Genomic DNA, 14,647 nt, shown 5'->3' on the forward strand with positions numbered 1-14,647 from the left:
TCATCCCTTCGCCAGCATCTTGCCGATGTCGTCGGCGGCGCGCAGTCCCAGCGCCGCCATGCTCAGCGTGCTGTTGACCACACTGGCCGAGGGCATGGCGCCGCCACCCGGCAGCCACAGGTTGGCGTGGTCGTGCGCGCGGCAATTGCCGTCCACCACCGAGTCTTTCGGATCGCTGCCCATGATCACGCCGCCCATGACGTGGTTGTTGGCATTGAGGCTGGTGGTGATGTTGAACTCCACCGCACCGAACAGCTGGCCGATGTGTTCCAGTTGCTTGTGCGCCGCTTCGGCGCCTTTGCGCACGTAGTCGCCGACGTCGTAATAGATGTCCGGGCAAGCCAGGCCCAGCGGATCCTTGCGCGTCTTGCTCAGCGTCAGGCGGTTGTGTGCTTCCGGCAGCGGTTCCAGGCTGATCGACAAGTCCACGCCGAAGGCCGCGCGGCGACGGATCTCGTCGTCCAGCTCAGGGCCGACCAGGCCCAGTTTCAACGCCTGTTGCGTGGCCGGACCGACGCGCGTGATGTTGTTGAGGATCATCTTGTTGGACGAGTACTCCGCACGCGACGCGCCATCGCGCGGCCCCACCAGGCAGCTGCTCTGCGCCGGGCCGCGACCGGTCCAGATCGGTTCGTTGGCAAGGAAGGTGCAATGGAAACCGGAGTGATCCATCATGTTGCGGCCGACCTGGTCGGACGAGTTGGCCAGACCGTTCGGATTGGCGGCATTCGCGGCCAGCAGCAGCAGGCGCGGCGTCTCGATGCCGTTGCAGGCGAATACGAATGCTTTTGCCGTCGCCTTGTGCGGCTTCTTGCCGGCGTCGTACCAATAGGCGGCGGTGACGCGGTTGTTCTGGTCGGTGTCGACCTTGAACACCACCGCCTCGGACAGCACTTTCGCGCCTTTCATTTCAGCGCGCTGGACGTGGTGGATGCCGTTGTACATCGCGCCGATCGGGCAGATCGGCTGGCAATTATTGTTGCCGCAGCAGGTCGGACGGCCCTGCCACGGACGCGTGCTGCGACCCTGCGGAATCGGCACCGAGTTGTAGCCGTGTGGATTCACCACCTCGGCAAAACGCGTGTCGCCATAGCCCCACGGCACCATGTCCATCGGATACGGCTTGCTGCGTTCGCTGGGCGATTGCCGGCTCGGATCGTTCGGTCCGGCTACGCCCATTTCTTCTTCGGCGCGGCAGTAATACGGCTCCAGCTCTTCATACGAAATCGGCCAGTCACGGCCGACGCCATAGGTCGACTTCATCTTCAGGTCGACCGGCAGGTGACGCCAGCAAGACGCCGCCCAGTGCCAGGTGGTGCCGCCGACCGTACGCAGGTAACCCTGCTGAAAACCGTTGCCGTCCGGACCGGACAGCGCGATGTAGTCGTTCTTGGGGAAGTACAGCGGCGCCGGCGCGTTGGGCGCCTGCGGATAGAGGCCCTGATAGTCCGAGCCGACACGGTTTTCAAACGGCATGTTGCGCCAGTTCTCGACCGCTTGTGCACGTTCGATGCGCAAGCCGGCTTCCAGCATCAGCACCGAATAGCCTTGGGTCACGAGTTGATCGGCGATCATCGCGCCGACTACGCCGGATCCGACGATGACGACGTCGGCCGTGGCATCGCCATCGGCAGTAAAGAGTGGTTGTTTCATGTTTTTGCTTTTGGTTCGGGTGTGCCGGTAGTGGCGGGAGCCGGGGCAGGCGCAGGAGCGACAGGAGCAGACACGCGAATTGCAGGCGGCGCCTTGGTCCACCACAGCGGGCCGTAATTGCAGTAGGTCGGCACGGTCTGGCCGTCCGACACCGGCTGGTACATCAGCGCTTCGGCGTACGACACCACGACGGCTTGTTTGCCTTTGCCGATGGTGCCGGTGTACCAGGCCGCAACGATGGCCAGCGTCAGGTCGCGCAATCCGGCGTCGGTAGCAGCAGCCAGCAAGGCTTTTGGCTCCTGGCCGTCTTGCAGCAACGCGCCGAGGCGCGACGACTGCGCGGCGAAATCAGGATAAGTCTTGCGCATGGCCGCTTCGATCCTCACGCCGGTATCGGTCTTCAGGTCGGCGTGGCCGGTGATGCGTTTGGAGAAGTTGAGGAAGGCGAGTGCTTCAGGACTTGGCGGTGGCGGCGCCGCAGCCGGAGCGGCGGGCGTCTGCGCATTGCTGAACAGCGGGTTGCTCCAGAAGCCGGCTTCGGCAACCAGCGCTGCGAGACCGATCAGGATATGGCGCCGGCTGATACCGCCGGTCAGTTTGACTTTGCCGACTGTCGCGGGGGACTGGTCGGGAGCCGGAGATGATGAAGAAGGTGGCTTCATGAAGCGGCTCTTTTGCTGGGTGGTGTGACCTGGCGCATGTGAATTCCTGCGATTTCTTATTGGCGGGGATTGCGTAATGATATCAATGTTAGCGCTAACATGCTTGCGGCGTTTTGAAACATGTCTTTATTGCAAAGTATTCACTGACCTGCAGGAGTGTCGGGGGAAGAAAGATGTGAAGAGAACTTCAGCCGTCGCTTTGCGGCGCGTCGCCATCGAAAACGCGGAAGGCTTCATCTTCATGCGCAGGCGGTGCTGCGGGAGCGGTGCCTTTCACGGGAGCCGGATGCGTCTGCGGCGTCTTGCCGGGATGGACGTCCTCAAGTTCGGCGTGGCGCTGGGCGCGACGGGCTTGCTCATGCAATTGATGGGAGGTATGGGACATGGCTGCTCCTTGCTGAAGCATCGAAATAAATCCGATGCCCGAAATGAAACGGCGGCCGGGAAGGCCGCCATTGTGCTCAACAACTTGAAATGGCTGCCGCCAATCAACTTCGAATCAGGACGGAGTGCCTGCTTCCGCCTTCTCGGCGACATCGGCAAAGCCGTCGACGCCTTCAATGCCGGCAATGCGCAGGGCAGTGCGATGACGGACCTGTTCCGCCTCCAGATCACTGTCGTTCCTGGCGGCGTCCTGCTGGACATCCTTGGCGTTCGGTGCGGTTTTGTTCGGTTGGGATTTCGACATGGCGGTTCTCCTCAAGGGTGCAATGAAAAAAGCTGCGGGCAAATGAAGCTGCGGGCGCATTGGACGCAATGCGCGACTGAAGCCAAGTCTAGTTTTGCATCCCCGCCGCCGCCATCGGCGTGCGCCGCATACGCCTGTAAGACGAACGGCAACCGCAGTTTCTCCTACAGGGCTTTCAGGCGGCCGCTTATAGGTATGCCTGCGCCATCTGTCTAGCCTCGCTCCTGATTCGCTGCATTTCATTCGCCTTCCATTTTTCCTTCAGGAGACCCCATGAGCACATCCGCCGCCGCAGGAAACCACAGCTACAAAGTCGTCGAGGTCGTCGGCAGTTCGGACAAGGGCAGCGACGAGGCCGTACGCAACGCCATCGCCGACGCGTCCGACTCGCTGCATCACCTGGCCTGGTTCGAGGTCGTGAACCAGCGCGGCCATATCGAAGACGGCAAGGTGGCGCATTTCCAGGTCACGCTGAAGATCGGCTTCCGCATCGAAAAGTAGGGCGTGGCGGACCATGTAGCTGCATCGCAGCATCGCTCCAAGGTGTTCGCCCGACACGGCGGTAGGACGCATCCTACAGTGATATGCGCCGCTGTCCGATGGTTCACTGCAACATGATTGGCTAAGGTAAGAACCATGCCGGGAATCAAGAGTACGCGTCTGAACGATCAAGAAAAAGAAGAGGGTCGACGCCGCCTCGCCCATCCCTGGCTTTCCGATGCAGCGGTTTTCCTCGCGCATCTTTCCGGTCCAAATTTCTTCCATGCCTTTGCCATGAACGGGGTGATCAATTGCAAGCTCGCGTCCTCTTAGTCAGTTCCGAAGCCGTACCGCTCGTCAAGACCGGCGGCCTCGCAGACGTCATTACCGCGCTGGCCGTCAGCCTGCGCAAACTCAACATCGACGCCAGCATCCTGATGCCTGGTTACGGCGTCGCCATCGCGCATGCGCAGGCGGATGCCACCACTGCACCGCTGCAGCCGCTGGCCTTGCCGCGCGATCTGCCGGGCGGTCCGGCGCGCCTGTTGCGCGGCGTGATGCCGGGCACCGACGTGCCCGTGCTGCTGCTCGACACCGAGCGCTTTCACCAGCGCAGCGCCAATCCCTATATCGACCAGAGCGGCAACGAGTTCTGCGACAACGCGATCTGCTTCGCCGATCTCGCGCACGCCGCCGTGGCGATCTGCGCCGGTGAAACCGCAGTGCCGGCGCCGCACGTGGTGCACGCCAACGACTGGCATGCCGGCCTGATTCCCTTCCTGCTGAAGACCGCAGGCCTGAATCACGTGGCCTCCATGCTGACCATCCACAACCTGGCGTTCCAGGGCAACTATGACTGGTCGCTGGCCGGACAACTGGGCCTCGACCATGACGCGCGGGCCATGTCCAGTCTCGAATACTGGGGCAAGATCAGCTTCCTCAAAGCCGGCCTGCAACACGCCGACTGTGTCACCACCGTCAGCAAGACCTACGCTCAGGAAATCCTGACGCCGCGTTTCGGCTACGGCATGGAAGGCGTGCTCAACGAACGTCGCGCCGCCTTGCGTGCGATTCCCAACGGCATCGACAGCGAAGTCTGGAACCCGGCCGCCGATCCGTTGCTGCGCCATTCCTTCACGGTCGGCGACATGCGCGGAAAAACACTCTCCAAGTGCGAGCTGCAAAACATGTTCGGCCTGCTGCCGGTCGATCCGTTCGCCCCCATCATCGGTATCGGCAGCCGCATGTCGCACCAGAAGATGGCCGACGTCGTGCTGCAGACCTTGCCGAATGTCCTCGATCGCCACGAGCGCATGCAACTGGTGGTGCTCGGCTGCGGCGAGCGCAGCTATGAAGATGGCTTCCTCGATCTGGCGCGCCGCTATCCCGGCCGTGTCGGCGTCCACATCGGCTACGACGAAGAGCGTGCCCATGCCTTGCACGCCGGCTGCGACATGCTGTTGCATCCAAGCCGCTTCGAACCGTTCGGTCTGACGCCGCTGTACGCCATGCGCTACGGCACCATCCCGATCGCCTCGCGTGTCGGCGGTCTGAGCGACACCATCGCTGATGCAGGCGCACAGGGGCCGGCTGCGGCCGGCGCCAGCGGCGTGCTGTTCGACGGCGAAACCGCACAGGACATGGAAGCCGCCATCGAGCGCGCCTTCGCACTGCACGGCAACGCCGATCAATGGCGCGCCATGCAACGCAACGCAATGAATACCGACTTCGACTGGCAAACGGCTGCGGCCGCCTATGTCGACGCCTACGCCGCGATTGCCCCGGCCGAAGCGAAACCGCTGTTTGCACGCAAAGCGCCTGATGTACCTGATCTTCAGGTCGCTCTGGAGCAAGCGGCATAAGATAACAAGCGAGACTAAGCATTGGAAAACCATGCCACCGAGGCCTTTTCACCGCGTATCTATTGCATCGATCCCACGCTGGTTGGCGGCGGGGGATGGAGCGATCTGTTCGCGCGCTGCGCCGGCATGGGCTTCGATCATGTCCTGCTGTGCGGCGACGGGCTGATTGCCGGCGTGTTTGCCGGTGACGACAGCAATACCCAAAGCCCGATTGCCGATGGCGGCATGGGCAGCCTGGACCAGTTGGAAGAACTCGCACATCTGGCGACGGAACACCATCTGCGCCTGCTGCTCGATTTGTCGGTTACCCACGTCCACGGTAGCGACCAGCTGCTGCACAGCCATCCGGAATGGTTTGCCGTTGCAGATCCTTCGTCGGATGCATCAGCGCAGGGCGGCCAGCTTCCCGATCCGCGCCGTCGCGATGGCGGGGCGTGCAAGGTCCTGACGCCGCAGCCGCGCTTCAACGCGCCTGAAGTCGCCGAGGCCTTGTTCGAATGCTGGGACATGCGCCTGGCGATGCTGATCGATGCCGGCGTGGCCGGTTTCGTCTGCCACGATCCGGCCGGCTTGCCAGGCAACTTCTGGTGCCGGCTGGTGGAACGCACGCAGGAGCAACGCTCCTGCTGCCACTTCCTGGCATGGACGTCGGGCTGCTCGCATCAACAATTGGAGGTCCTGGCCGGTTGCGGCTTCGACGCCGTTTTTTCTTCGGGCGCGTGGTGGGATTTTCGCGCCCCCTGGTATTTCCGCGAACATGAAAGACTCGCTGCCATTGCGCCCGTGCTGGGCTTTCCGGAAGACCCTTTCGGCCCGCGCGCCGCACGCGTGCATGGCTGGCATGATAAGGACACGCGCCGCCTCGGCGCCATCCGCGCCTTGCGCTTCGCCGCCTTGAGCGGCAGCGGCTGGCTGATGCCGATGGGGTTCGAGTTCGGCTTGACCGAACCGCTGGGTATCGCCCGCAACGCCGCCGCATCAACGCGCATGCGCACGCCGCAGCAATTCGTCCAGGCCTGCGCAGAATCCGATTTCAACCTTGACAACGAAGTGCGCGCCGCCAACCAGGCCATGTCGGCCGGCGGTTTCAAGCTGCGCACCGTGAGTGCGCCGGAAGCACCGGTGCTGTTGCTGGCGCGTGAGGTCGGCGTGCACCAGCTGATCGCCATCAATCCCAGCCTCGGCCATGTGGCGCATCTCGATGACGGCGACTGGCAGCAACGCTTGGGCGGCCGCATCCTCGACTGGCCGCCGGAACGTGAGTTCGTCCTGCAACCGGGCGAAATCGCCCTGATCGAATTGCAGACGCCTCCCGCAGTCGCCCCCGATCTCAATCGCCGCAAGAAGCCGGTGGCCGAGAAAGTACGCACCGGCCGTATCGCCATCGAACAAGTCGCGCCAACGGTTGACGACGGTCGCTTCGCGGCCAAGCGCACCGTGGGACAGAGCTTCACGATCAGCGCCGATATTTTCATGGACGGGCATGACCATCTCGCCGCCGCCGTGCTGGTGCGAGCGGCCGATGAAAAGCAATGGCGGCGCGTGCCGCTGCAGCACGTCGGCAACGATCGCTGGCAAGCCAGCCTGTCGCTGCCGCGGCTCGGTCGCCATTACTTCTGCATCGAAGCCTGGAGCGACGTCTACGAGACCTACCGCGACGGTCTGCAAAAGAAATCCGCCGCCGGCCAGAACGTTGATCTGGAACTGGAAGAAGGGCGCCTGCTGGTGGCGAACCTTGCTGAACAAGCGTTGGAGAACGGCGTCGACAGCGCCGTGCTGGAAGACAGCGCCGCCTTGCTCAAATCCTTGTCCGGGAAAAATGGCAAGCAAAATACCAACCGCCTGGCATTGCTGCTGGCCGATGAGACCGCGCAGCAGATCGACCGTCTGACCGCACTGGCCGGCGCGCGCGCCTTCCTGGTGCGCAGCGCGATCGAATATCCATTGGAGACCGAGCGGCCGGCGGCAACATTTTCCAGCTGGTACGAATTGTTCCCGCGTTCGCAAAGCGGCGATGCCGCCGTGCATGGCACCTTCAATGACGTAGTCGCACGCCTGCCGGCCATTCGCGCGATGGGTTTCGACACGCTGTACTTTCCGCCCATCCATCCGATCGGCAAAAAGAACCGCAAAGGCAAGAACAACAGTCTGACGCCGTCCGACGATGATCCCGGCAGTCCTTACGCCATCGGTAGCCAGGATGGCGGTCATGACGCCATCCATCCCGAGCTCGGCACATTGGACGACTTCCTGCGCCTGCGCGACGCGGCGGCGGTGCATGGGCTTGAGTTGGCGCTCGATTTCGCCATCCAGTGCGCGCCTGATCATCCGTGGCTGACCGAACATCCCGGCTGGTTCGCCTGGCGTCCCGATGGCTCGATGCGCTACGCCGAGAATCCGCCCAAGAAATATCAGGACATCGTCAACGTCGATTTCTACGCCGAGGACGCCATTCCCGATCTCTGGATTGCCTTGCGCGACATCGTGCTGTACTGGGTGCAGCAGGGCGTCAACGTGTTCCGCGTCGACAATCCGCACACCAAGCCGTTTCCGTTCTGGGAGTGGATGATCGCCGCAGTGCGCAGCCGCTACCCGCAAGTGATCTTCCTGTCCGAAGCCTTCACGCGCCCGAAGCCGATGTACCGGCTGGCCAAGGTCGGATTCTCGCAGTCCTATACCTATTTCACCTGGCGCCACGAGAAGCAGGAGTTCATCGACTACCTCGAAGAACTCACCGCAGCGCCGGACGGCGACAACCGTCCAAGCGATTTTTTCCGGCCGCATTTCTTCGTCAACACGCCCGACATCAATCCTTACTTCTTGCAACGATCGGGCCGTGCCGGCTTCGTGATCCGGGCTGCGCTGGCGGCAACGCTGTCGGGCCTGTGGGGCGTCTACAGCGGCTTCGAGTTGTGCGAAGCTCAGCCCGTGCCGGGCAAGGAAGAGTATCTCGACTCCGAAAAATACGAAGTGCGCGCCTGGGATTGGCAACGCCCCGGCAACATCATCGAGGACATTACGCGCCTCAATCGCATCCGCCGCGAGAACCCGGCGTTGCAGACGCATCTCGGCGTGCATTTCCTGCCGTCGTCCAACGACAAGGTGCTGTATTTCGTCAAGTCCACCGCGCCGGCTTATGACGCCGGCGCACAGGGTGAGCGCCTGCGCTTTGGCGACAACGTGATTCTGGTGGCGATCAACCTCGATCCGTTCAACGAACAGGGCGGCGACATCGACATTCCCTTGCACGGCTTCGGCCTCGGCGACGACAGCCGCGTGCAGGTAGAAGATTTACTGACAGACCGACGTTTCAACTGGACCGGCCGCCGCCAGCCGCTCAGCCTGAATCCCGATAAAAATCCGTACGGCATCTGGCGCTTGCGCGCCATGGAGACATGAGATGGACATTCCGACAGACAGCACGATGTTGCGCAGCCGCGAGCCGCCTGCCGACGCAAAGAAGGCCAAGGACGCAAAAGGCGCAAAGAAAGATCCCAAGGGCGTCCATCAGGACAAGGCCAGCCGCGCCAAGGCACGTGCCCGAAAAGGAAAAGACGGGGACGGCCTGCCGTTCACCGACGATCCGCTGTGGTACAAGGATGCGGTCATTTACCAGATCCACGTCAAATCCTATTTCGACGCCAACGATGACGGCATCGGCGATTTCGCCGGCCTGATCAAGAAGCTCGATTACATCGCCGGACTCGGCGTCAACACCATCTGGCTGCAGCCTTTTTACCCGTCGCCCCGGCGCGATGACGGCTACGATATTTCCGAATACAAGGACGTCCATCCCGATTACGGCAACATGAGCGACGTAAGGCGCTTCATCGCCGCCGCGCATGAGCACGGCCTGCGCGTGATCACCGAGCTGGTGATCAACCATACCTCGGACCAGCATCCCTGGTTTCAGCGCGCCCGCAATGCCCGCGCCGGTTCGGTAGCGCGCAATTTCTACGTCTGGTCCGACGACGACAAGAGCTACGCCGGCACGCGCATCATCTTCCTCGACAGCGAAAAATCCAATTGGACCTGGGACCCGGTCGCCAAGGCGTATTTCTGGCATCGTTTCTACTCGCATCAGCCGGATCTCAATTTCGACAATCCGCAAGTGCTGAAGGCGGTGTTCAACGTCATGGCGTTCTGGCTTGACCTCGGCATCGACGGCCTGCGCCTGGATGCGGTGCCATACCTGATCGAGCGCGAAGGCACTTCCAACGAAAACCTGCCCGAGACGCATGCCATCCTCAAGCGCATCCGCGCCGAGATGGACCGCAAATATCCCGACCGCATGCTGCTGGCCGAGGCCAATATGTGGCCGGAAGACGTGCAGCAATATTTCGGCGACAGCGACGAGTGCCATATGGCATTCCATTTTCCGCTGATGCCGCGCATGTACATGGCGCTGGCCAGCCAGGACCGTTTCCCGATCACCGACATTCTGCGCCAGACGCCGGAAATTCCGGCCGATTGCCAATGGGCGATCTTCCTGCGCAACCACGACGAGCTGACGCTGGAAATGGTCACCGACGCCGAGCGCGACTACCTGTGGAATTTCTACGCACCGGATCGCCGCGCACGCCTGAACCTCGGCATCCGCCGCCGGCTGGCGCCGCTGGTCGAACGCGATGCGCGCCGCATCCAGCTGCTCAACAGCTTCCTGCTGTCGATGCCCGGCACACCCGTGATCTATTACGGTGATGAAATCGGCATGGGCGACAACATCCATCTGGGCGACCGCGACGGTGTGCGTACGCCGATGCAATGGACGCTGGACCGCAACGGCGGTTTCTCGCGCGCCGATCCGGCACGGCTGGTGTTGCCGCCGCTGATGGATCCGCAATACGGTTACCAGACCGTCAATGTCGAACAGCAGAGCGAAGACCGCCATTCAATGCTCAACTGGATGCGCCGGCTGCTCAGCGTGCGCAAGCAGCACCAGGCCTTCGGCCGCGGCACGCTCAAGGTGATCTATCCGAGCAACCGCAAGATCCTGGCTTACCTGCGTGAGTTCACCGATCCCAAGGACGGCGGCGTCACCGAGACCATCCTGTGCGTGGCGAACCTGTCGCAATCGGCGCAGGCGGTGGAACTGGAACTGTCGGCCTTCGCGGATCGCATCCCGATCGAGATGATGGGCGGCACCGCCTTCCCGCCGATCGGCAAGCTCAACTACCTGCTGACACTGCCGCCGTTCGGCTTTTACTGGTTCCTGCTTGCCAGCGAAGCGACCATGCCGTCGTGGTACGCCGCCACGCCTGAACCGTTGCCCGAATATGTCACGCTGGTGTTGCGCCAGGGCGTGGCCGAGATCATGGAAGAGCCGGCACGGGGCACGCTGGAGCGCGAAGTGCTGCCGCATTATCTGCTCAAGCGGCGCTGGTATGCCGCCAAGCAAAAGCAGATCGCGCACGTTGACATGGTCACGGCGACCGAACTCCCGATGTCGAAGAACGTACCCGGCAATCTGCCCATCCTGATGAGCGAAATCGTTGTTCACTACGACGGCGAACAGGAGCAACGTTACCTGCTGCCGCTGGGCTTCATCCGCGAGGAAGACACCGTGTCGGCGCTGCCGCATCAATTGGCCTTGTCGCGCGTGCGCCGTAACCGCCACGTCGGCTTCCTGACCGATGCCTTTGCGCTCGATTCCTTCATCATGACCGTGCTGGAACTGCTGGCCGAAGACGCCGACGTGCCGGCCGGCGACGGTCATATGCGCTTTGTGCCGACCACCGCTTTCGACAAGGCGATCCTGCAGGCGCCGCTGCAATTGCGTCGCGTCGCACAGGAACAATCGAACAGCTCGGTGGTGATCAACGACGCCATGGTCATGAAGGTGCTGCGCATGGTCAAGCCGGGCGTGCATCCTGAAATCGAAATGGGCCGTTACCTGACCAGCCACGGCTTCCCCAACGTACCGGCCACGCTGGGCGAGGTCACGCGTCATGGCGCCGACGGCACGCCGTATGCATTGATCGTGCTGCAGCAATACGTCGACAATCAGGGGGACGCCTGGCGCTGGACCATGGACACGCTGGAACGCGCCATCCAAAGCGACGCCTTGGCTGATTCCTCGCATGGGGATCATGCCCGCAACAACAATACCGCGTTGGCGGAACTGGCTTCGTTCGCGCGTCTGCTCGGCCAACGCCTTGGCGAGATGCATACCTTGCTCGGCAAGCCCAGCGACGATCCGGCGTTCTCGCCCGAGATCGTGCATACCGCGACCTGCCAGCGCTGGGCCAAGTCCGCATCGGATCAGCTCATTGCCGCTTGCGAGATCCTGCGCAAGAAAAACGACTGGATCGACGTCGACCAGGCGCGCCAGGTTGCACGCCTGCTGGCGCAGCGCGAACCGCTGCTCAAACGCATCGAGCAACTGGCGATGTCCGGCAACGGCTCGGCTTCGATGCGGCTGCATGGCGACCTGCATCTCGGCCAGGTGCTGATCGCCTTCAAGGATGTCTTCATCATCGACTTCGAGGGCGAACCGGCGCGTACGCTGGAAGAGCGTCGCGCCAAGGGCAGTCCTCTGCGCGACGTCGCCGGCCTGATGCGCTCGTTCGAGTATGCCGCCGCCTTCGGTCATACCATGGGGCCGGGCGACCTCGACGAGGTCGCGCGCGCCGGCAAGGAACAGGTGCTCAAACGTTTTGCGCCGGAATGCCAGGCGGCTTTCCTGGAAGGCTACCGGGTCGGCAATCCGGCGCTGGCGCACAACTTGGCGCCGGCGGCGCAAAACGATCTGCTCGACCTGTTCACGCTGGAAAAGGCAGCCTACGAAATCTGTTACGAAGCAGCCAACCGTCCCGCCTGGCTGCATGTGCCGCTGAGCGGTATCCATGCCATCGCGGCGCGGCTGCTGGGCAGCAAGTAGTCGGAAAAACAGTCGCGAAGCAGTTCGATTCGGCGGCTGCACCACCAACACGCAAGAACAAGACCAAGAGGAATCAAGATGGCGTTATCTCTACGCAACGACACGCACCAAAACGATCGGGAAATCGATCACGCGGTGCCGGACCTGCAACTGGCGAGCAGTTTGCAACAGGCCACGCTGGGCGATCCGTTCGCGCTGCTGGGACCGCGCTATGCAGACCTGCCGGACGGCGGTCAACGCCTGCGCTTGTGCTGTTATTACCCCGGCGCAACGGCGGTGCAAGTATTTTCACGTCCGGCCGACGAGCGCGACCCGCACGGCGTGCTGCTAGGCAACCTGATCCAGCTCGGTGCGGTGGAAGGCAGCGCCAACGGGATTTTCTACGGCGACGTCAACCTGCCGGCGCAGGCGCACCGCGAGATCCCTTACGTGCTGCACGTGGCCTGGCCGGGCAAGAACGGCAAACTGGAAGAGGTGCAGATCACCGAAGATCCGTATGCCTTCGACTTGCTGATCTCGGACTTCGACCTGCACCTGTTCCGCGAAGGCCGGCATCGCCAACTGGCGCGCTGCCTCGGTTCGCAAGTCACGCGCATCGACGGCGTTGACGGCGTGCGCTTTGCGGTATGGGCGCCGAACGCGCGGCGCGTCTCCGTGATCGGCGACTTCAACCAGTGGGATGGCCGCCGCCATCCGATGCGTCTGCGCCAGAGCGCCGGCGTGTGGGAATTGTTCGTGCCGCGCCTGCGCGACGGCACGCTCTACAAATATGAAATCACCGGTCCCGACGGTCGTGTGCAGCCGTCCAAGGCCGACCCGATGGCGCGCGCCACGGAGTTGCCCCCGGCCACCGCATCGCGTGTGATTGACGATCGCGACGGCTGGCGCTGGCGCGACGACGAGTGGATGGCGCAGCGCGCGCAGAAACAATCCCTGCAGGCGCCGATTTCGATCTACGAAGTGCATGCCGCGTCCTGGATGCGCATCCTCGAAGAAGAAGGCCGCAGCCTGAGCTGGAACGAACTGGCCGAGCGCCTGATTCCGTACGCCAAGGGCATGGGCTTCACGCATCTGGAATTGTTGCCGGTGATGGAACATCCCTTCGGCGGTTCCTGGGGCTACCAGCCGCTGTCGCAATTCGCGCCGAGCGCGCGCTTCGGCTCGGCGGCGGATTTCGCCGGCTTTGTCGACAGTTGCCACCGCGAAGGCCTGGGCGTGATCCTTGATTGGGTGCCGGCGCATTTCCCGTCGGACGGCCATGGCCTGGCGCACTTCGACGGTACGCCGCTGTATGAACACGGCGATCCGCGCGAAGGCTTCCATCAGGACTGGAATACGCTGATCTACAACCTCGGCCGCAATGAAGTGCGTGGCTTCATGATCGCCAGCGCGCTCGAATGGCTGGAGCATTTCCATGTCGACGGCCTGCGCGTCGATGCGGTGGCGTCGATGCTGTACCGAGACTACAGCCGCGAGCCCGGCCAATGGGTGCCCAATATCCACGGCGGCCGCGAGAACCTGGAGTCGGTCGACTTCCTGCGCGAGCTCAACCAGACCGTCATCGAGCGCTGCCCCGGCGCGCTCATGATCGCGGAAGAGTCCACCTCCTGGCCCGGCGTCACGGCGCCGGTGAAGGAGGGCGGACTCGGCTTCACCTACAAGTGGAACATGGGCTGGATGCACGACACGCTGCGCTACGTGGAAGAAGACAGCATCTACCGCCGCTACCACCATCACGACTTTACCTTCGGCATGATCTACGCCTATTCGGAAGCCTTCGTTCTGCCGATCTCTCACGATGAAGTGGTGCACGGCAAGCGCACCCTGTTGGAAAAAATGCCCGGTGACTATTGGCAGAAACTCGCCAACCTGCGCGCCTATCTCGGCTTCATGTGGACCCATCCCGGCAAGAAGCTGCTGTTCATGGGCTGCGAATTCGGCCAGTACCAAGAGTTCGACCACGACAAGTCGCCGCAATGGGACCTGCTCGACGACCCGCGCCATCGCAGCATCCAGCGCCTGGTGCGTGACCTCAACGGCCTTTACACCGGCTTGCCGGCGCTGCATCTGAACGACACCCGCGCCGAGGGATTTTCGTGGGTGGTCGGCAACGACAGCGTCAACAGCGTGTTCGCCTATTTCCGCCACGGCAATGAAGGCGAGGGCGATGAACCCTTGCTGGTGGCGGTCAACATGACACCCGTGCCGCGCCACAACTACCGTATCGGTGTGCCGACCGGCGCCGCCAACGAATTCGAATGGAAGGAAATCCTCAACACGGACGCCGACATCTACGGCGGCAGCAATCTCGGCAACGCCGGCAGCGTCACTGCACAACAGCAAGAGTGGCGCGGCCATCCGGCCTCGCTGCTGCTGACCTTGCCACCACTCTCCACCATCATCCTGCGCCGAGGAAAATAAA

General features: G+C 62.7%; 10 protein-coding genes. 6 read left to right on the forward strand and 4 right to left on the reverse strand.

The window, feature by feature from the left end; all coding sequences use genetic code 11:
• The 4 genes from E4P32_RS05915 to E4P32_RS05930 form a co-directional block, all read right to left on the reverse strand.
• On the reverse strand, positions 1 to 1,653 hold the full coding sequence (locus E4P32_RS05915) for a GMC family oxidoreductase (RefSeq protein WP_116432819.1): 1,653 nt from the start codon (positions 1,651 to 1,653) through the stop codon (positions 1 to 3).
• Positions 1,650 to 2,315, reverse strand: coding sequence for a sugar dehydrogenase complex small subunit (locus tag E4P32_RS05920; protein WP_116432818.1), 666 nt, complete (start codon positions 2,313 to 2,315; stop codon positions 1,650 to 1,652). Before E4P32_RS05920 ends, E4P32_RS05915 begins: the two co-directional genes overlap by 4 nt.
• 187 nt (positions 2,316 to 2,502) lie before the next feature.
• On the reverse strand, positions 2,503 to 2,700 hold the full coding sequence (locus E4P32_RS24245) for a hypothetical protein (protein WP_233526549.1): 198 nt from the start codon (positions 2,698 to 2,700) through the stop codon (positions 2,503 to 2,505).
• 114 nt (positions 2,701 to 2,814) lie between these two features.
• On the reverse strand, positions 2,815 to 3,003 hold the full coding sequence (locus E4P32_RS05930) for a hypothetical protein (RefSeq protein ID WP_116432817.1): 189 nt from the start codon (positions 3,001 to 3,003) through the stop codon (positions 2,815 to 2,817).
• Between the two features lie 273 nt (positions 3,004 to 3,276).
• On the opposite strand from E4P32_RS05930, the gene E4P32_RS05935 reads away from it, so the two are divergent.
• The 6 genes from E4P32_RS05935 (at position 3,277) to glgB (ending at position 14,646) form a co-directional block, all read left to right on the forward strand.
• Positions 3,277 to 3,504 carry a dodecin gene (locus E4P32_RS05935; protein ID WP_116432816.1) on the forward strand — a complete coding sequence of 76 codons (228 nt, stop codon included), beginning with the start codon at positions 3,277 to 3,279 and terminating at the stop codon, positions 3,502 to 3,504.
• Between the two features lie 135 nt (positions 3,505 to 3,639).
• The gene (locus E4P32_RS24070; RefSeq protein WP_158559701.1) at positions 3,640 to 3,816 is read left to right on the forward strand and encodes a hypothetical protein; all 177 of its coding nucleotides are present in this window, start codon (positions 3,640 to 3,642) and stop codon (positions 3,814 to 3,816) included.
• Entirely contained in the window at positions 3,795 to 5,345 is a 1,551-nt protein-coding gene (gene glgA, locus E4P32_RS05940) for a glycogen synthase GlgA (RefSeq protein WP_116432815.1), read from the forward strand. Before E4P32_RS24070 ends, glgA begins: the two co-directional genes overlap by 22 nt.
• Before the next feature lie 21 nt (positions 5,346 to 5,366).
• The gene (locus tag E4P32_RS05945; RefSeq protein WP_116432814.1) at positions 5,367 to 8,744 is read left to right on the forward strand and encodes an alpha-1,4-glucan--maltose-1-phosphate maltosyltransferase; all 3,378 of its coding nucleotides are present in this window, start codon (positions 5,367 to 5,369) and stop codon (positions 8,742 to 8,744) included.
• 1 nt (position 8,745) lies between these two features.
• Positions 8,746 to 12,225 carry a maltose alpha-D-glucosyltransferase gene (gene treS, locus E4P32_RS05950; RefSeq protein ID WP_116432813.1) on the forward strand — a complete coding sequence of 1,160 codons (3,480 nt, stop codon included), beginning with the start codon at positions 8,746 to 8,748 and terminating at the stop codon, positions 12,223 to 12,225.
• Between the two features lie 78 nt (positions 12,226 to 12,303).
• Positions 12,304 to 14,646: a 1,4-alpha-glucan branching protein GlgB gene (glgB, locus tag E4P32_RS05955; protein WP_233526548.1), complete on the forward strand. Its 2,343-nt coding sequence runs from the start codon at positions 12,304 to 12,306 to the stop codon at positions 14,644 to 14,646.
• Position 14,647 lies beyond the last annotated feature (1 nt).

The sequence above is a fragment of the Herbaspirillum sp. 3R11 genome, assembly GCF_004563925.1.
Classification (GTDB): domain Bacteria; phylum Pseudomonadota; class Gammaproteobacteria; order Burkholderiales; family Burkholderiaceae_D; genus Herbaspirillum.